The organism is Qipengyuania gaetbuli (assembly GCF_009827315.1).
In the GTDB taxonomy this organism is placed as follows: Bacteria; Pseudomonadota; Alphaproteobacteria; order Sphingomonadales; family Sphingomonadaceae; genus Qipengyuania; species Qipengyuania gaetbuli.
Genome location: NZ_WTYF01000004.1, coordinates 1,192,352 through 1,207,991 on the forward strand (window position 1 = coordinate 1,192,352; position 15,640 = coordinate 1,207,991).

Annotated in this window: 21 protein-coding genes; 11 read left to right on the top strand and 10 right to left on the bottom strand. The window is 64.1% G+C overall.

Translation table 11 applies throughout. From position 1 onward, the window contains the following. Nucleotides 1-5: 5 nt before the first annotated feature. The 10 genes from rbfA to pspF all read right to left on the bottom strand — a co-directional run bounded on the left by rbfA (nt 6) and on the right by pspF (nt 11,626). On the bottom strand, nt 6-401 hold the full coding sequence (rbfA, locus tag GRI42_RS08305) for a 30S ribosome-binding factor RbfA (RefSeq protein ID WP_160607966.1): 396 nt from the start codon (nt 399-401) through the stop codon (nt 6-8). Beyond that, nucleotides 401-820 carry a PaaI family thioesterase gene (locus GRI42_RS08310; RefSeq protein ID WP_325065314.1) on the bottom strand — a complete coding sequence of 140 codons (420 nt, stop codon included), beginning with the start codon at nt 818-820 and terminating at the stop codon, nt 401-403. Before GRI42_RS08310 ends, rbfA begins: the two co-directional genes overlap by 1 nt. Further along, entirely contained in the window at nt 817-3,315 is a 2,499-nt protein-coding gene (infB, locus tag GRI42_RS08315) for a translation initiation factor IF-2 (protein ID WP_160607968.1), read from the bottom strand. The genes GRI42_RS08310 and infB overlap by 4 nt, the downstream gene beginning before the upstream one ends. Beyond that, complete coding sequence (locus GRI42_RS08320) at nt 3,312-4,076, bottom strand: DUF448 domain-containing protein (RefSeq protein ID WP_160607970.1); 765 nt, start codon at nt 4,074-4,076, stop codon at nt 3,312-3,314. Before GRI42_RS08320 ends, infB begins: the two co-directional genes overlap by 4 nt. Beyond that, nucleotides 4,057-5,721, bottom strand: coding sequence for a transcription termination factor NusA (nusA, locus tag GRI42_RS08325; RefSeq protein WP_160607972.1), 1,665 nt, complete (start codon nt 5,719-5,721; stop codon nt 4,057-4,059). Before nusA ends, GRI42_RS08320 begins: the two co-directional genes overlap by 20 nt. Further along, complete coding sequence (rimP, locus tag GRI42_RS08330; RefSeq protein WP_160607974.1) at nt 5,721-6,278, bottom strand: ribosome maturation protein RimP; 558 nt, start codon at nt 6,276-6,278, stop codon at nt 5,721-5,723. Before rimP ends, nusA begins: the two co-directional genes overlap by 1 nt. A gap of 202 nt (nt 6,279-6,480) precedes the next feature. Continuing rightward, nucleotides 6,481-7,599 carry a S8 family serine peptidase gene (locus GRI42_RS08335; RefSeq protein WP_160607976.1) on the bottom strand — a complete coding sequence of 373 codons (1,119 nt, stop codon included), beginning with the start codon at nt 7,597-7,599 and terminating at the stop codon, nt 6,481-6,483. 238 nt (nt 7,600-7,837) lie between these two features. Continuing rightward, entirely contained in the window at nt 7,838-9,364 is a 1,527-nt protein-coding gene (locus GRI42_RS08340) for a type II secretion system protein GspD (protein WP_160607978.1), read from the bottom strand. Nucleotides 9,365-9,628: 264 nt separating this feature from the next. Further along, nucleotides 9,629-10,471 (bottom strand): hypothetical protein, encoded by an 843-nt coding sequence (locus tag GRI42_RS13900; RefSeq protein WP_199800448.1) that lies wholly within the window; start codon nt 10,469-10,471, stop codon nt 9,629-9,631. 126 nt (nt 10,472-10,597) lie between these two features. After that, nucleotides 10,598-11,626 carry a phage shock protein operon transcriptional activator gene (gene pspF / locus GRI42_RS08350; protein WP_160607980.1) on the bottom strand — a complete coding sequence of 343 codons (1,029 nt, stop codon included), beginning with the start codon at nt 11,624-11,626 and terminating at the stop codon, nt 10,598-10,600. Between the two features lie 159 nt (nt 11,627-11,785). Here pspF and GRI42_RS13840 point away from each other — a divergent pair, with 159 nt between their 5' ends. The 11 genes from GRI42_RS13840 (at nt 11,786) to GRI42_RS08395 (ending at nt 15,639) form a co-directional block, all read left to right on the top strand. After that, nucleotides 11,786-11,938: a hypothetical protein gene (locus tag GRI42_RS13840; RefSeq protein ID WP_170290009.1), complete on the top strand. Its 153-nt coding sequence runs from the start codon at nt 11,786-11,788 to the stop codon at nt 11,936-11,938. A gap of 95 nt (nt 11,939-12,033) precedes the next feature. Next, nucleotides 12,034-12,819, top strand: coding sequence for a phage shock protein PspA (pspA, locus tag GRI42_RS08355; RefSeq protein ID WP_226700009.1), 786 nt, complete (start codon nt 12,034-12,036; stop codon nt 12,817-12,819). Nucleotides 12,820-12,822: 3 nt separating this feature from the next. Continuing rightward, the gene (gene pspB / locus GRI42_RS08360) at nt 12,823-13,125 is read left to right on the top strand and encodes an envelope stress response membrane protein PspB (RefSeq protein ID WP_160607982.1); all 303 of its coding nucleotides are present in this window, start codon (nt 12,823-12,825) and stop codon (nt 13,123-13,125) included. Further along, on the top strand, nt 13,122-13,499 hold the full coding sequence (pspC, locus tag GRI42_RS08365; protein ID WP_160607984.1) for an envelope stress response membrane protein PspC: 378 nt from the start codon (nt 13,122-13,124) through the stop codon (nt 13,497-13,499). Before pspB ends, pspC begins: the two co-directional genes overlap by 4 nt. A gap of 28 nt (nt 13,500-13,527) precedes the next feature. Beyond that, complete coding sequence (locus GRI42_RS08370) at nt 13,528-13,836, top strand: hypothetical protein (RefSeq protein WP_160607986.1); 309 nt, start codon at nt 13,528-13,530, stop codon at nt 13,834-13,836. Beyond that, nucleotides 13,836-14,147, top strand: coding sequence for a hypothetical protein (locus GRI42_RS08375; protein ID WP_160607988.1), 312 nt, complete (start codon nt 13,836-13,838; stop codon nt 14,145-14,147). The genes GRI42_RS08370 and GRI42_RS08375 overlap by 1 nt, the downstream gene beginning before the upstream one ends. Then, on the top strand, nt 14,147-14,461 hold the full coding sequence (locus GRI42_RS08380; protein WP_160607990.1) for a hypothetical protein: 315 nt from the start codon (nt 14,147-14,149) through the stop codon (nt 14,459-14,461). Before GRI42_RS08375 ends, GRI42_RS08380 begins: the two co-directional genes overlap by 1 nt. Next, nucleotides 14,458-14,757, top strand: coding sequence for a hypothetical protein (locus GRI42_RS08385; protein WP_160607992.1), 300 nt, complete (start codon nt 14,458-14,460; stop codon nt 14,755-14,757). Before GRI42_RS08380 ends, GRI42_RS08385 begins: the two co-directional genes overlap by 4 nt. A gap of 24 nt (nt 14,758-14,781) precedes the next feature. Continuing rightward, nucleotides 14,782-15,018: a hypothetical protein gene (locus GRI42_RS08390; protein WP_160607994.1), complete on the top strand. Its 237-nt coding sequence runs from the start codon at nt 14,782-14,784 to the stop codon at nt 15,016-15,018. After that, nucleotides 15,015-15,188 (top strand): hypothetical protein, encoded by a 174-nt coding sequence (locus GRI42_RS13845; protein ID WP_170290010.1) that lies wholly within the window; start codon nt 15,015-15,017, stop codon nt 15,186-15,188. Before GRI42_RS08390 ends, GRI42_RS13845 begins: the two co-directional genes overlap by 4 nt. A gap of 43 nt (nt 15,189-15,231) precedes the next feature. Next, a complete protein-coding gene (locus tag GRI42_RS08395; RefSeq protein ID WP_160607996.1) occupies nt 15,232-15,639 on the top strand; it encodes a SufE family protein in 408 nt (135 codons plus the stop codon). Nucleotide 15,640 lies beyond the last annotated feature (1 nt).

The following is a 15,640-nucleotide window of genomic DNA, read 5'->3' on the forward strand; positions in this document are numbered from 1 at the left end:
GGCGCTCAGTCTTCGTCGAGGTCGCGGGCCACGCGCGGGTCGTCGAGCAGGCGCTCGATCCGGTCGGCCTCGTCGAAGCTCTCGTCCGGCTGGAAGGACAGCTTCGGCGCGAACTTGAGGCCGAGGCGCTTGGCGACTTCCTTCTGGAAGAAGGCGGTATTGGTGCGCAGCGCCTTCAGTACCTTCTCCTCGTCCTGGCCGAGCAGCGGCTTCACATATGCTTTCGCATTGCGCAGGTCCGGTGTCATGCGCACTTCGGTCACGGCGATGTTGGAGGCGGACAGCACCTCGTCATGCGCTTCGCCGCGGGCAAGCAGTTCGGACAGGATGTGTCGCACCCGCTCGCCCACCTTGAGCACGCGGACCGACTGCTGTTCGGGAGTGGACTGGTTGCGGGCCATCAGGCGTCTCCTGTCGGGCGCGGGGTTGGAATGGCGGTGCTGGTCGACCGTGCAAGCAGCGTGCCTGCCTCGTCGAACAATTCGCCTTCGAGGAAGATCACGCGGCGGCCGCGGCGCACCACGCGCCCCTTGCCGATGAGCGGTCCAGCCTGGACCGGGCGCAGAAGGGTCATGCTGATTTCGAGGTTCAACGGGGCTTCGGCGTGGTCGGTCGCCCAGACGTGCGCCCAGCCCATCACCTCGTCGAGGAAACCTGCAATGAGGCCGCCCTGCACGCTGCCGCGCGGGGTGATGAAACTGGCCGGGGCATTGAAGCGGAGCGTGATTTCCTCACGCTCCGCATCGAAGCTGTCGAAGGCGACGCCCATCAGGTCCGCATGTGCGGCGCCGAGGGCGTGCCGGGTCAGGTCTTCGCTCACAGCGTGCGTTCACGCTCCTCGACCTCGAACACCTCGAGCTGGTCGCCCGGCTTGATGTCGTTGGTGTCGGCGAGGACCACGCCGCATTCGAGGCCGGCGCGGACTTCGTCCACGTCGTCCTTGAAGCGCCGCAGCGAGGCGATGGTGGTGGCCGAGACGATGACGTCCTCGCGCGTGAGACGGGCATGGAGGCCCTTGCGGATGACGCCTTCCTCGACCAGCAGGCCGGCGGCCTTGTCGCGCTTGCCCGAACGGAAGACTTCCTTGACGGCCGCACGGCCGACGACGTTCTCGATCCGCTCCGGACCCAGCTCGCCAGCCATCTCCTTCGCGATTTCCTCGGTCAGGTGGTAGATGACGTCGTAGTACTTCATCTCCACGCCGTCGCGCTTCACCAGTTCGCGCGCCTTGGCGTTCGGACGGACGTTGAAGCCGATGATCGGCGCGTTCGAGGCCGAAGCCAGCGTCACGTCGCTTTCGGTGATCGCACCCACGCCTGCATGCAGGACGCGGACCTTAATCTCGTCGTTCGAGAGGTTGTGCAGCGCGGTCACGATCGCTTCGACCGAACCCTGCACGTCCGCCTTCACGACGACCGGGAATTCGATCACGTTCGAAGCGAGGTTGTTGAACATGGTGTCGAAGCTGGTCGGGGCGAGCGCGGTGCGCTTTTCGGTCGCCTTTTCCTGGCGATAGGCCGCGACTTCACGGGCACGCTGTTCGTTCTCGACCACGGTCAGGACATCGCCTGCACGCGGCACGCCGCCGAGGCCGAGGACCTCGACCGGCATGGAGGGGCCGGCTTCCTTGATCTGCTTGCCCTGGTCGTTGACGATTGCGCGGACGCGGCCGCTCTCGGTACCCACGACGAAGGTGTCGCCGCGCTTCAGCGTACCGCGATTGACCAGCACGGTCGCCACCGGACCACGGCCCTTGTCGAGCTGCGCTTCGATGACGGTCGCTTCCGCCATGCGGTCGGGGTTCGCCTTCAGTTCGAGCAGTTCGGCCTGGAGCGCGATCTTTTCGAGCAAATCGTCGAGACCGGTCTTGGCCTTGGCCGAGATTTCCACGTCCTGCACGTCGCCCGACATGGCTTCTACGATGACCTCGTGCTCGAGCAGGCGGCTGCGGATGTTGTTCGGATCGGCTTCCGGCTTGTCCATCTTGTTGATGGCGACGATCATCGGGACGCCAGCAGCCTTGGTGTGATTGATGGCCTCGATCGTCTGCGGCATGATGCCGTCGTCGGCCGCGACCACCAACACCACGATGTCGGTCACGTTGGCGCCGCGCTGGCGCATTTCGGTGAACGCGGCGTGGCCCGGTGTGTCGAGGAAGGTGATCAGATCGCCGCCCTTGGTCTTCACCTGGTAACTGCCGATGTGCTGCGTTATGCCGCCGGCTTCGCCCTTCACGACATTGGCGCCGCGAAGCGCGTCGAGCAGGCTGGTCTTGCCGTGGTCGACGTGGCCCATGATGGTGACCACCGGCGGACGCGGCTTCAGCGTATCTTCCGGATCGACGTCCTCTTCGTTCTGGATATCGACGTCGGCCTCGGACACCTTCTGGATATTGTGGCCGAACTGTTCGACGAGCAGTTCCGCCGTATCCTGGTCGATCGTCTGGTTGACGGTGACCATCATGTCGAGGTTGAAGAGTTCCTTCACCAGGTCGGCACCCTTCTCGCCCATGCGCTTGGCCAGTTCGCCGACCGTGATCGCTTCGGGCACGACCACGTCGCGGACCTGCTTTTCACGCGGCTTGTTCGAACCGCCACCCTGCAGGCGGCGTTCCTTCTCGCGGGCACGCTTCAGCGCGGCGAGGCTGCGTGCACGGCGGCCTTCGTCGTCGTTGAGGGCCTTGTTGACCGTCAGCTTGCCCGAACGGCGCTTGTCCGGACGTTCTTCGGCGCGAACCGGCTTGTCGTCCTTCTTCTTGCGCTCGGGCTTCTTGATTTCGGGGCGCTTGACCGGCGTGAACTTGCGCGGGGCAGGCGTCGGCGTGCCGTCGTCGGAGGTTTCTTCCGCATCGACAGGCTGTTCGGCAGGAGCGGCCTTGGCAGCTTCCTTGGCCTGCTTTTCGGCGGCTTCTTCTGCCTTGCGGTTGTCCTCGGCGCGCTTCTTCTCGTCCTCGGCAGCCTTCTTGGCGGCTTCCTCGTCGCGCTTGCGCGCTTCTTCGGCCAGCTTCAGGCGATCTTCCTCGGCCTCGCGCTGGAGGCGGGCGACGCGTTCCTGCGGCGTTTCGGATGGCGGAGCGGGCTTCTTGGGCTCAGCCTTCTTCGCCACCGGAGCCGGGGCTGGCGCAGGTGCCGGTTCAGGGGCCGCGGGCGGCGGAGGCGGCGGCGCCTCGCCCGGTTTCACGAGCTTGCGGCGGCGCTTCACCTCGACCGCAACCTTGTTGGTGCGGCCGTGGCTGAAGGTCTGCTTGACCTCGCCCGGCTGAGCGCCCTTCAGGGTCAGCGGCTTGCGGGCAGGTTTCTTGTCGTCGTCGCTCATTCTTGCTCGTTTCTCTTCGTCTTATCGTTCGTATCGTCAGCGGCGCGCGCAATCGCGCGCCCATTGTCGGCCGGGATGTCTTGCCCCAGGTAATGCATCAGGCGCTCCAGGGGCCTCAGCACCCTTGCGACCGCAGCATCGTCGGCCAGCGCCATGTGGACGACATTGTCGCGGCCCAATGCCACAGACAATGCGTCACGGTCCAGTGGGAGTTCCCACCCGCGCATGCCCGAGCCTTCGGCTTCTTCGCCGACGCGCCAGGCCTGGTCGAGTTTCTTGCGCCCGTCCTCGCTCGCATCGCTGGCGTGCAGCAGCAGGGCCACGCCCCCGCCGCGCGCCGTTTCGGCGATGCGCTGCGTGCCCAAGATAAGGGCTCCGACGCGCATTTCGAGCCCCAGCCGGTCGAGAAAGACGCGCCGTAGCGCATCCTCGATCTTGGCCGGCAGGTCCTGCGGGATTTCCAGCTCGCTCGTCTTGAAGGCACGCGACAGCGCGCCCTTGAGCTTGCCGTTGGCCAGCGCCTCCTCGACCATCGTGCGCGAGGCACAGACCCATGCGCCCCGCCCCGGTGCCTTTTCATGGGCATCGGGCAGGACCAGGCCGGAGGGCGAGACGGCGAGGCGGACCAGCGTCGCGCGCGGTCCGCTCTCCCCTGTCAGGATGCAGCGGCGTTCCGGACGAGACTTGGCGGGCTCCGGTTTACGGGGCCGCAAGTCTTCAGCGATGTCTGGGCTCAGGCGCTCATTGGGTGGAGTCCGCATCGGCGGCCTCCTGCGTGTCGGTTGCCTCGGCCGGGGCCGCAGCGTCCTCTTCGTCTTCGAACCAGTGGGCGCGGGCAGCCATGATGATCTCGTTGCCCTGCTCTTCGGTCAGGCCGTATTCGCCCAGCACGCCGCCCTTGTCCTGCTCGCGCATCGGACGGTCGCGGCGCATCGGCGGGCCGTCGGCATTGTTGCGGCGGCGCGGCGCTTCGCGCTTCTTGGCGATGAGTTCGTCGGTGGCGAGGTCGGCCAGGTCGTCGAGCGTCTTGATGCCCGCCTTGCCCAGCGTCACCAGCATGGCTTCGCTGAGGTGCGGCAGTTCTGCCAGATCATCCTCGACGCCCAGCTCGCGGCGCGTTTCGCGGTGCGCGGCTTCCTGGCGATCGAGCGCTTCCTGCGCACGGCTCTGGAGTTCCTCGGCCAGTTCCTCGTCGAAGCCTTCGATGCCGGCGAGTTCTTCCAGCTCGACATAGGCGACTTCCTCGAGGTCGGCGAAGCCTTCGGCGACGAGCAGCTGCGAAAGCGTTTCGTCGACATCCAGTTCCTCTTCGAACATCTTCGAGCGCTCGGCGAATTCCTTCTGGCGCTTCTCCGAGGCTTCTTCCTCGGTCATGATGTCGATCTGGTTGCCGGTCAGCTGGCTGGCAAGGCGCACGTTCTGGCCGCGGCGGCCGATGGCAAGCGACAGCTGGTCGTCGGGCACGACGACTTCGATGCGGCCGTCTTCTTCATCGAGGACCACGCGGCTGACAGTGGCCGGCTGCAGCGCGTTCACGATGAAGGTCGCGCCGTCTTCCGACCAGGGGATGATGTCGATCTTTTCGCCCTGCAGTTCCTGCACGACGGCCTGGACGCGGCTCCCCTTCATGCCGACGCAGGCGCCGACGGGGTCGATGCTGCTGTCGTGGCTGATCACGCCGATCTTCGCGCGGCTGCCCGGGTCGCGGGCGGCAGCCTTGATCTCGATGATGCCGTCGTAGATTTCGGGCACTTCCTGCGCGAACAGTTTCTTCATGAAGTCGGGGTGCGCGCGGCTGAGGAAGATCTGCGGACCGCGGTTGTTGCGTTCCACCTTGGTGATGAGCGCGCGGACACGCTCGCCGACACGGGCGGCTTCGCGCGGGATCTGCTGGTCGCGGCGGATGACGCCTTCGGCACGGCCAAGGTTGACGATCACGTGGCCGAATTCGACCGACTTGATCACGCCGGTGATGACTTCGCCGGCGCGGTCCTGGAATTCGTTGAACTGGCGCTCACGCTCGGCATCGCGGACCTTCTGGAAGATCACCTGCTTGGCCGACTGCGCGTCGATACGGCCGAGGTCGACCGGCGGCAGCGGATCGACGATGAAGTCGCCGACCTTGGCATTGGCGTCGAGCTTGGCGGCCTGCTTCAGGTCCACCTGCTTGAAGTAGTCCTCGACCTCTTCGACGACCTCGACGACGCGCCACAGGCGCAGGTCGCCGGTCTGCGGGTCGAGTTTTGCACGGATGTCGTTTTCCGCGCCGTAACGGTTGCGGGCCGACTTCTGGATCGCTTCTTCCATCGCCTCGATGACGATGGACTTGTCGATCATCTTTTCCGAAGCAACCGCGTTCGCGATCGCGAGGAGTTCTGCCTTGTTGGCGGAAATGGCACTGGCCATCAGTCGTCTGCCTTTTCTTCTTCGATGTCTTCGGCACCGCTCGTGTCGAGCGGCTGGGTGGCGGCGATGAGCGCGTCGGTCAGGACGAGCTTCGCGGAATGGATTTCTTCGAGCGGGAGCGATACTTCGCCCGCCTTGGTATCGACGATCGTCACGCGGCCGTCTTGGAGGCCCTTGAGGTCGCCCTTGTAGGTGCGCTGACCGTCATAGCCCTTGACCATGGAGATCTTGGCTTCGTGCCCGGCCCAGTTGGCGTAATCCTTGGGACGGGTGAGCGGCCGGTCGATGCCGGGCGAGCTGACTTCGAGGTGATAGGCGCCTTCGATCAGCACCTCGCCCTGCTCCTCCAGCTCGTCGATCCGGTCGGACACACGGCGCGAAAGCGCGGCGCACTGGTCGATCACCAGCTGGCCGGTCGCCGGGTCTTCCGCCATGATCTGCAGAGCCTGCCCGCCGTCGCCGGCTTCCGAAGGCATCATCTTCACGCGCACGAGATCGAAACCCAGCGCCTTGGCTTCGGGTTCGATGACTTCGTTCAAGCGTGCAAGATCGGCCATTCGGTCTCCGGTTACGGTTTCATTGCGACACTGGCGTTGCGACAAAGGGTTTTCGGCCGGCCCCTTTCGGCGCCAGCCCCACTCTGTCATCGACAATGTCGGGATTAGGGGCAGATAGGCGCAGGGACCGCGTAAATCAAGCGCAAAGAGAAAGGGCCCGGCGTGAACCGGGCCCTTCCCATTTTCCGATTGGCGGTCGACCTTACTGGACGACGCCGATCACGTCGGAGTTGCCGTCCGGATCGCCGTTGACGCGGCCACCGTTGCCGACAGCACCCTGCAGCAGGATGCCGGCGAGGTGCGGCGTTGCCATCGAGGTGCCGCTGATGGTGTTGTAGCCGCTGCCGGTCCAGGTCGACTTGATCGACGAACCCGGCTCCGCATAGTCGACCGGCGGGTTGCCGTAGTTCGAGAAGCTCGACCAGTTGTCACCGATCGCGAAGGACGAGACGGTGTAGACGTTCGGGCCGTTGGCACGGGCCGGTGAGTGGTTGTTCGCATCGTCACGCTCGTTGCCTGCTGCCAGGGCGAAGCGGACACCGCCAGCTGCGGCTGCGATGACTGCATTGTCGAGCGTGGTGCTGACACCGCCGCCAAGGCTCATGTTGGCAACGTCGCCCGGACGGCCAAACTGCGCCACGTAGTCGATGCCGGCGACGACGCCCGAGGTCGAGCCCGAGCCGCGGCGGTCGAGCACACGGACCGAAACGACCGGCGCACCCGGTGCAACGCCGATGACGCCGATGCTGTTGTCGATGGCTGCGATCGTGCCGGCGACGTGCGTACCGTGGCCGTTCTCGTCATTGGCATCGCCGCGCGAGAGGAAGCTGGCCGAACGCGCAACGTCGACGTTGAGATCGGGGTGGTCGAGCTGGATGCCGCTGTCGATGACCCATGCAGTGGCGAAGTTACCGGCGCCGCCGCCGTTGACGCGGGCGATGCCCCAGGGCGTTTCCTGCGCAGGCTGCGTGCCGCCGCCACCGCCGGGCTTGCCGCGACTCTGGACGCCGATAGCCGTGATGACCTGGTCCTGCTCGCAATAGGCGATGTTGGCATTCTTGCGCTGCATGTTCTCGACAGCCTGCGGAGCCGCGTTCACGGCAAAGCCCTTCACCGCAACCGAATAGACGTGCTTGATCTGGGCACCTTCGGCCTGGGCGGCACGCATGGCTTCGGCCTTCGCATTGCCGCGCGAGACGGTCTTGTCGAAGACGCAGATGTAGCTGTTGGCGATCTTGTCGCCGGCCTGCTGGGCCTGAGCCGGGGCAGCGAGCGCCAGCATGGGAAGAGCCGCCAGAGCGGCCAGAGTCTTGGCTTTCATGTAGTCCCTCCGAAATTCAGCAGCGCGCGACCCGCACTGAACTGATGGGGAAGTTCTAACCGGCAATTCCGACCTGTCGAGTCGAGCGCCGGGCGAAAACAAGACTAATTTTCAATTAAATATATATCTGTTGTGAATTTATCACAGTTCTGGAATTTTTTACTCGCGCAGAGAGCGGGCCGAGAACTAACGCTCATAGCCTTGCAAGTAAAAAGCAGCAATAATTGATAACGTTCTCTTATTCGGGCTGCAATTCTCCGGGCACTTCCGTCTCGTCTTCATTCGGTGGCCGGTTCTCGAACCGGCGATGGCGAACGATGCGCGGAGTTATAACGATGTAGAGTTCGGTGGTCGTGCTGGTCGACCTTTCGGTGCGGAAGACATTGCCGATCAGCGGGATGTCGCCGAGCAGCGGGATCTTCGACTTGGTGGTCAGCACGTTCTCCTGCGTCAGCCCGCCGATCACGAAGGTTTCCCCGTCACGCACCGAGGCGCTGGTTTCCGCCTCGCGCTGGCTGATGGTGGGATAGCCCTGGCTGAAACCCGTCACGCTCGAGACGACGCCATAGATTTTCGAGGTGATGTAGCCGTCAGTGCTGACGCGCGGTGCGATCTGCAGGGTCACGCCGACATTCACGTACTGGACCTGCTGCGACACGCCGTTGACGCCCGACAGCTGGATCGAGGTCAGGATCGGCAAGGCATCGCCGGTGATGATCTTCGCGGTTGACCCGCTCTGCGCCGCAATCCGCGGGCGCGAAACGATCCGCCCCTCCCCTTTCTGGATCTGGGCATAGATGGCGGCCTGGATCTGACCCGACGGCAGGATGTCTTCCGGATCGACCCCGAAAGGCAGGAAGCCGCCGGTCGCGATATTGCCAACCGCGATCTGGCCGTTCGAATTGGTGAAGTCGATGCCGAGGTTGCGCGCACCGGTTTCGGTCAGTTCAACGAATTGTGTTTCGAGAATGACGCTGTCCACGGGCACGTCGATTAGCTCGATCTGGCGCTTGACCCGCTCGATCCGCTCGGGCGTGCCGGTGATCCAGATCGCGTTGAGGCGGCGGTCGACAGCAAGACCGCTGCCGACGTTCTGGCCCAGCGGTTTGGCCTCCTGTTCGACCGGACGGCTCTGCCCGATATAGGAGTTGGCCTGCGTTGCACCCGGCGACCCGAAGCCGGGTTCGCGGCGGATGAACACATCATTGGGCGCAATTTCCGCGCCCTCGGCGAGGAGCCCGACGATTTCCGACACGTCGGCGTATTTCAGAAACACGAGTTCGTAGGAATCGCCCGGCTGGTAACTGTCGACCGGCCCGCGCTGCAATTCCTGCTGCGGCACCACGTCCTCGCCTTCAGAGCCGATGGGACGCGTGCCGATCGTCTCTTCATTGCTGACCTGTTCCACGCGGACCTGCACGGCCAGATTGCCCATCTGCTCCGCCCGGATACGCGCGGGACGCGCGGTGTCGAACCGCATCACGAGGCTGCTTCCCTCGGTCACGAACTGGATCGAGCGCACGAGACCGCGGTAGCTCTGGCGGTTGGGCACACGCCCGACCTTGAGCGTCGTCGCCATAACCAGTTCGGGACGGGTAGGATTTTCATCGAGCGTGGCGATACGGGGCTCGGCAGGGGAAAAGCGCAGGAGGAAATCCGAACCGCCCGCGTCTTCCGACACCAAGCGAACCTCTTCCAGCACCGAGGGCACCACCTGCGCGTGCAAGGGTGCGCCGGCAAGCGCTGCAAATGCAGCGGCTGCCATCAGGCAATAAACAAGTAGGGTATGGCGCCCTGCGACCCGGGCCCTCACCAGTGCCATCGATTACGTATTCCCAGTCCCAGCCCCCTGCATACCGCACTCCTTACGCACGGCAACACTCTCGGGAAGAAATCCCCCGTATCGTGGCAAGATTACGACAGTCCGACAATCGGTTCGCGACGATTTCTTGCACCTGCACCAAATAGAGACTGCCCCGCCGCGGCATCGACCGGGGCGGGCCAGACACTTGGACCCGGCGCGACCTTCTCAATGGCCGTGGTCATGTTCGCCCTCGTCGGGCGCCCAGGTGACATGGGTGACGAATTTCATGCCGTTGCTTTCCTTCACGAAGACATGCGGCTTGCCGTTGGGGAGATAGGCGACGGGGCGCCCCCAGTTGGTCGGCGTGTTGCCGACATCGGGCAGGCTCATTCGGGTGTTCTTGCCCTTGCCGCCGCCCTTTCCGCCGCCGCCCTTGCCGCCGCCCTTGCCACCGCCGCCGGTGTCGCCCCCGCCACCGGTCGAACCGGTGTAGATTGCCACCAGCTCATCGTAGTCGTGGAAGTCGGGATGCTCGTTATCTTGCGGCCAGCTGGTGTATTCCATGCAGGACGTCGTCTCGTCGGTGCTGAAATTCTCGTTCTGGTGACCAAGGCCGTAGTCGTGGCCGATTTCCTGGCAGGTGACGAGCTGGCGCCAGCTATAGGTGTCATAGGCTTCGCGGTTGAAGTAATTGTCGTTCAGCTTGGTCGTGCCGGCGACGATCTTGCCGTTCGACAGCGCTATGCTCGCAAGGCCGAGCCAGCCGTTCGCCCCGTAGTCGGCATTGCAAACCTGGATGGTGTTGGTCGTCATCGCGCAAGACGAGTTGTTGCCGTATTCCAGCGGAGCCTCGATCACTTCCGAGGCATTCCAGTCTCCGACGGCTTCCTGCACGTAGGAGCGCCACTGGGCGCTGGTGTTGTCGACCACCGCGACGCTCACTGCGGTGCCGTCGAAATTCCACGCATAGGTACTCCAGGCATGATGCGCCGAAGCGCCGGTTGCTGCCAGCGTGGCGCAGCCCAGTGCGGTGATCATACCGAAGCGGCGCAGGCGAGTAGTGGTCATGGTATCCCCCCGATGCATTTGCGTTCGAGCGGGGAGAATGCGCGCCAACGGCTAACCGCGGCATAAGGAGGATGGCTGAGAAAGAAGCCTAACGAAACGGGCCCCAGCGGTAACCCTGCTGCCGCGCTAGCCCTGCTCTTCCATCATGCCGTGCTTCTTGATAGCATGACGCAGCTGGTCGTAGCTGAGGCCGAGGGCTTTCGCCGTCTGCCGCTGGTTCCAGCGGTGCTTGCCCAGCGCGTGCTCCAGGATCAGGCGCTCGTGCGCATCGACCGCGGAACGTAAATCGTCGACATTGTCGAGCTCCGCCGCAGGCTCTGCGACGGAAGCAGCGGGCGCGGCATCGGTGCGCGGCTTGGCCGGAGTGGGCGAGAGCGGTTTCCACGGGCTGTCGAAAGGGTCGAACTGGACGTGGCCGATCGGGTTGCTCCAGTCGTCCCAGCGATAGACCGCGCGTTCCACCACGTTGCGTAGTTCGCGCACATTGCCCGGCCAGGGATAGTTTTCGAGCTGTTCGCTCACGTGCTCGCTGAAGCCCGGCCAAGCCTCCCAGCCGAGTTCAGCACCCATGCGGCGCCCGAAATAATCGGCCAGCACGCCGATATCCCCTTCGCGTACGCGCAGGGGCGGAAGGGTGATGACCTCGAAACTGAGCCGGTCGAGCAAGTCGGCGCGAAACTCGCCGCGCTCAGCCTTGGCGGGCAGGTCCTCGTTGGTGGCGGCGACAATGCGCACGTCGACCCGGATCGGCCGCGAGGAACCGATGCGCGTTACCTCGCCATATTCCACGGCGCGCAGCAGGCGTTCTTGAGCACCCATCGACAGCGTGCCCAGTTCGTCGAGAAACAGTGTGCCTTTGTCGGCTTCCTCAAACCTGCCCGCGCGGGATCTGGTAGCGCCGGTAAACGCACCCGCCTCGTGACCGAACAGTTCGGATTCGATCAGGGTTTCGGGCAGCGCGGCGCAGTTCATGGTGACGAGCGGTTCACCCCACCGTGTTGACAGGCGATGGAGACGCTCAGCGATGAGTTCCTTGCCCGTGCCGCGCTCACCAATGACGAGCACGGGACGTCGCATGGGGGCCGCACGGCTTGTCCGCTCGACCGCATCGAGGAAGGCGCCGGACTGGCCGATGAACTGGGTTTCCCGCTCCATGGCCAATAGATAGTGAATTTCACCAAGGGTTGGCAACAGGCGCCAATATGTCGTTCGTCGAATTTCCGTAAAAAGGGCGGAATTCGGGGCAAAATCGAGTTTGGCACGGCCTTTGCTGAACACAGGACAACCAAGCAATCGATGTCAGGGAGGACCACAATGTACAGCCGCCAATTCTTCCGCAGCCAGCTCGGACAGGCCGCACTCGCCAGCATCGCTGCGATGACCGCCTTCGTCGTGCTGAGTTCGCAGATCGCGGTGACTGCGCCCGTGGCGACCTTGGCGTCCTACGAACAGGTAGAGATCGCGTGACCGACAATTCACCCCTAGGGCCGGAGCGCACAACTCCCGACAGTCCCCGCGCTCCGGCCCGACCCCGCGCTCATGGCGGCGTCCGTCTCGCACGGATCGACCGCGAGGCGCAGCGGGCACGCGAGTGGACCAATCCCGAAGCAGTGAATACGAAAATCAACGAGTTCTTTTCAACCGGAGCACCCTTGATGGGCATTTTCAGCCGAACCCGCGACATCATCGCCGCCAACTTCAACGACATGCTCGATAAGGCGGACGACCCCCAGAAGATGATCCGCATGATCATCCTCGAAATGGAGGAAACCCTGGTCGAGGTTCGCGCCAGTGCCGCGCGCACCATCGCCGACCAGAAGGAGATGCATCGCCACACGGTGAAGCTGGACAGGCTCCAGGCCGACTGGGCCGAGAAGGCGCAGCTGGCCCTGTCGAAGGACCGCGAAGACCTCGCCCGTGCGGCGCTGGTCGAAAAGAAGAAGGCTGCGGACATGTCCGACCAGCTCAAGCAGGAAATCGCGGTGCTCGACGATGCACTGCGCGCTTACGAGCAGGACATCCAGAAGCTGCAGAACCGCCTGCGCGAGGCGCGCAGCCGCCAGACCGCCATCGCGGCGCGCCTCGAAAGCGCCGAGAACCGCGTCAAGCTGCGCAGCCTGATGACCGAAGAACGCGTGGACGATGCGCTCAGCCGCTTCGACCAGCTGGAACGCCGCGTCGACTATGCCGAAGGCCGCGCCGATGCGCTCTCGATTGCCGACAACAGCGGCAAGCCCAGCCTCGCCGACGAAATCGCCGCGCTGGAAGGCGCCGATGCGATCGACGACGAACTTGCAGAAATGAAAAAGGCGCTCGGCAAGGGCAGCGCCGACGAACAGGGGAATTAAGACATGGACTTCGAAGACATCCTGGCAATCATGGCGATCTTCGTCTTCCTGCCGTGGATCATCCTCCACTACGTAACCAAGTGGAAGACCGCGGCGACGATCACGACCGACGACGAGGCCCTGCTCGAAGAGCTCTACAACCTCGCCAAGCGTCTCGATGATCGCATGGACACGGTCGAGCGCCTGGTCGCTTCCGACAACCCCGATTTCCGTCCCGCCCGCCTCGTCCACGACAGCGAAAAGGACAACCAGCAGCTGCGCGAACTCGAACAGCTGATCGCCGAAAAGAAAGGAGCATCGCAGTGAATTCGCCCCGCACCACTCTCTACAGGGACAAGCAGAATGCGAAGCTCATGGGCGTGTGCTCGGGCATCGCGGACTACACCGGCGTCAACGTTTTCTGGATCCGTCTCGGTTTCCTGGGCCTGACCTTCATGACCGGCGGTTCGACCATCCCGTTCTACTTCATTGCCGGCATCCTGTTGAACAAGAAGCCCCCGCACCTCTACTCCGAGCCTGCCGAGCAGCGCTACTGGCAGGGCGTGCGCCAGAACCCCAAGCGGACCGCTCGCGAAATCCGCGCCCGGATGAAGGACATTGATCGCCGCCTGGCCGACGTCGAAACCTTCTACGTCAGCAGCAACCCGCGTCTTAACGCGGAAATCGAACGCCTGCGCTGAGCGCCTGGCTTAGGGGAGGGAGTTAGCAATGGAAAACGTCGGGGTATTCATTCCCATCATCGCCCTGATGATCCCGATCGTCGCGATCTGGACCAAGCACCAGCAGAAACTGGCCGAGATGAACATCCAGTCGACGGCCCAGGCAACCGCCGAGCAGGCCGCACAATACGCCAGCAAGGTCCAGCAGCTCGAAGACCGCGTGAAGGTGCTCGAGCGGATCGTGACCGACAAGGGCTACGACGTCGCCACCCAGATCGAAGCGCTGCGTGACCAGCGCCGCGTAGACGAAACCGGCAGCGGCGTGCCGCTCGACATGGCCAAGCGGGAGAACGTGTGATGGAATTTCCGATTACCGAAACTGCGGTGATCGCCGGCGTGGGTATGCTCACGGTTGGCTGGCTGGTTACCACCTGGATGCGGATCAAGAACGGCTATCCGCTGGAAAGCAGTTGGGGCAAGCCGATCTACCCGAAGAACGACCAGGCGGTCGAGCGCGTGAAACTGCTGACGCAGGAGAACGCCGAACTGCGCGCCGAACTCGGCTCGCTCAAGGACCGCCTCGGCAATGTCGAGCGCATCGTGACCGACAGCGGCTATCACCTCACCAGCGAGATCGACCGCCTGCGCGACCGCAAGGAAACCAACTGATGGACGCAAACCTGCTCGTCATTTTCGGCTTCGTGCTGGTTATCTCGACCCTCGCTTTCGCGACCGGGATCGTGATCCACCGCAGCCAGGTCCGGCATGAAGAGCGCAAGCTCGAACTGCAGGCCCGCGCCGAAGAGGCGAAGGCGGAAAAGGCCCGCTACACCAAGGGCGACTACGGCACGCTCGAAGAGCGGGTCCGGGTCCTCGAACGCATCGCGACCGACAGCAATCACGCTCTCGCCTCGCAGATCGAGGAACTGCGAGACCTGCAGGCGATCGAGGACCGCACCGCACCGCGCGAGGCAGCCCGATGAATTTCTGGACCGCAGTCTTCCTGATCGCCGTCGTCTGCGCGGTCGCCGAGGTCTTCAAGGCCCGGTACCGCTCGGAAAAAGGCATCACCCGCGACTTCATGGGCAACGAGACTTTCGGCAGCCCGCAGGTCGACGAAGCGGCCCAGCGCGAGCTGGAGGACTTGCGCGAACGCATCAAGGTGCTCGAACGGATCGCCACCGACGGCAATTCGCTCGACACGACCGAAACGAAAAGGATCGCTGCCGAAATCGAGGCCCTGCGCGACAAGCAGGCTCCGACCGGCAGCAAGGAATAACACGGTCAAGGAGGACATGGGGAAATGTTCGAACCGACTATCGTCGTCGCGGCAGCTTCGCTGATCGGCCTGGTCATCGTGGCAGGAGCCCTGCTCCGCGCATGGCATGACTGGATGGAGTACAAGCGCCGCGAACTCGAACGCGAGGAAGGCCCGCGCGACGACGAGGGCAGCGCGATGGGCGCCGCCCGGATCGAGCTCGCCGACCTGCGCGAACGCATCAAGAAGCTCGAGGCGATTGCCAGCGGGGTGGACCTGTGAGCGCGACCAACAATGCCGCGCAGGCCGGCATCGGCCTTGGCAGCGCCATCGCGGTCGCCATCTCGTGGAGCCAGCACCAGTCGATCCTCTGGGCCATCCTCCAGGGCTTCTTCGGATGGTTCTACGTCATCTATTATGCATTCACCCGTCCCGGCGGGCTGTCCGGCTGACGCCGATGGACGCAGCGTGTTTCGCTGGCTAGATGCCGCGCCCATGCGCACTCTTTCCGACATTGCCGACGAATACGACTTTCTCGAAGGCGACGAACGCTATCGCCTGCTGATCGAGCTGGGCCGCGAACTCGAGCCCATGCCCGACGCGCTCAAGACCGATGCGACGCTTGTGCGCGGATGCTCCGCAGCAGTCTGGGTCTATCCCACGGGCGACGCGGAGCGGCTGCATTTCCTTGCCGACAGCAATGCGGCCATCACCAAGGGCATCGTGTCGCTCGTCATCGCGGCCGTGCAGGACAAGCCGGCGGCGGAAGTGGCGCAGATGGACGTGACCGCCGCGCTCGAACCCTTCGACCTCAGGAACCAGCTGTCGAGCAACCGTACGCAGGGTGTGCCCAACATGATCGCGCTCGTCAAAGAGCATGCGGCGCGGATAGCTGCGGGGTAGG

Coding starts and splice junctions, on each gene's coding strand:
- GRI42_RS08380 (WP_160607990.1), top strand. CDS start 14,147: ATGGACGCAAACCTGCTCGTCATTTTCGGCTTCGTGCTGGTTATCTCG.
- infB (WP_160607968.1), bottom strand. CDS start 3,315: ATGAGCGACGACGACAAGAAACCTGCCCGCAAGCCGCTGACCCTGAAG.
- GRI42_RS08335 (WP_160607976.1), bottom strand. CDS start 7,599: ATGAAAGCCAAGACTCTGGCCGCTCTGGCGGCTCTTCCCATGCTGGCG.
- pspF (WP_160607980.1), bottom strand. CDS start 11,626: ATGGAGCGGGAAACCCAGTTCATCGGCCAGTCCGGCGCCTTCCTCGAT.
- rbfA (WP_160607966.1), bottom strand. CDS start 401: ATGGCCCGCAACCAGTCCACTCCCGAACAGCAGTCGGTCCGCGTGCTC.
- GRI42_RS08375 (WP_160607988.1), top strand. CDS start 13,836: ATGGAATTTCCGATTACCGAAACTGCGGTGATCGCCGGCGTGGGTATG.
- GRI42_RS08395 (WP_160607996.1), top strand. CDS start 15,232: ATGCGCACTCTTTCCGACATTGCCGACGAATACGACTTTCTCGAAGGC.
- GRI42_RS08385 (WP_160607992.1), top strand. CDS start 14,458: ATGAATTTCTGGACCGCAGTCTTCCTGATCGCCGTCGTCTGCGCGGTC.
- rimP (WP_160607974.1), bottom strand. CDS start 6,278: ATGGCCGATCTTGCACGCTTGAACGAAGTCATCGAACCCGAAGCCAAG.
- GRI42_RS13840 (WP_170290009.1), top strand. CDS start 11,786: ATGTACAGCCGCCAATTCTTCCGCAGCCAGCTCGGACAGGCCGCACTC.
- nusA (WP_160607972.1), bottom strand. CDS start 5,721: ATGGCCAGTGCCATTTCCGCCAACAAGGCAGAACTCCTCGCGATCGCG.
- GRI42_RS08370 (WP_160607986.1), top strand. CDS start 13,528: ATGGAAAACGTCGGGGTATTCATTCCCATCATCGCCCTGATGATCCCG.
- GRI42_RS08340 (WP_160607978.1), bottom strand. CDS start 9,364: ATGGCAGCCGCTGCATTTGCAGCGCTTGCCGGCGCACCCTTGCACGCG.
- GRI42_RS13900 (WP_199800448.1), bottom strand. CDS start 10,471: ATGACCACTACTCGCCTGCGCCGCTTCGGTATGATCACCGCACTGGGC.
- pspB (WP_160607982.1), top strand. CDS start 12,823: ATGGACTTCGAAGACATCCTGGCAATCATGGCGATCTTCGTCTTCCTG.
- GRI42_RS08320 (WP_160607970.1), bottom strand. CDS start 4,076: ATGCGGACTCCACCCAATGAGCGCCTGAGCCCAGACATCGCTGAAGAC.
- GRI42_RS08390 (WP_160607994.1), top strand. CDS start 14,782: ATGTTCGAACCGACTATCGTCGTCGCGGCAGCTTCGCTGATCGGCCTG.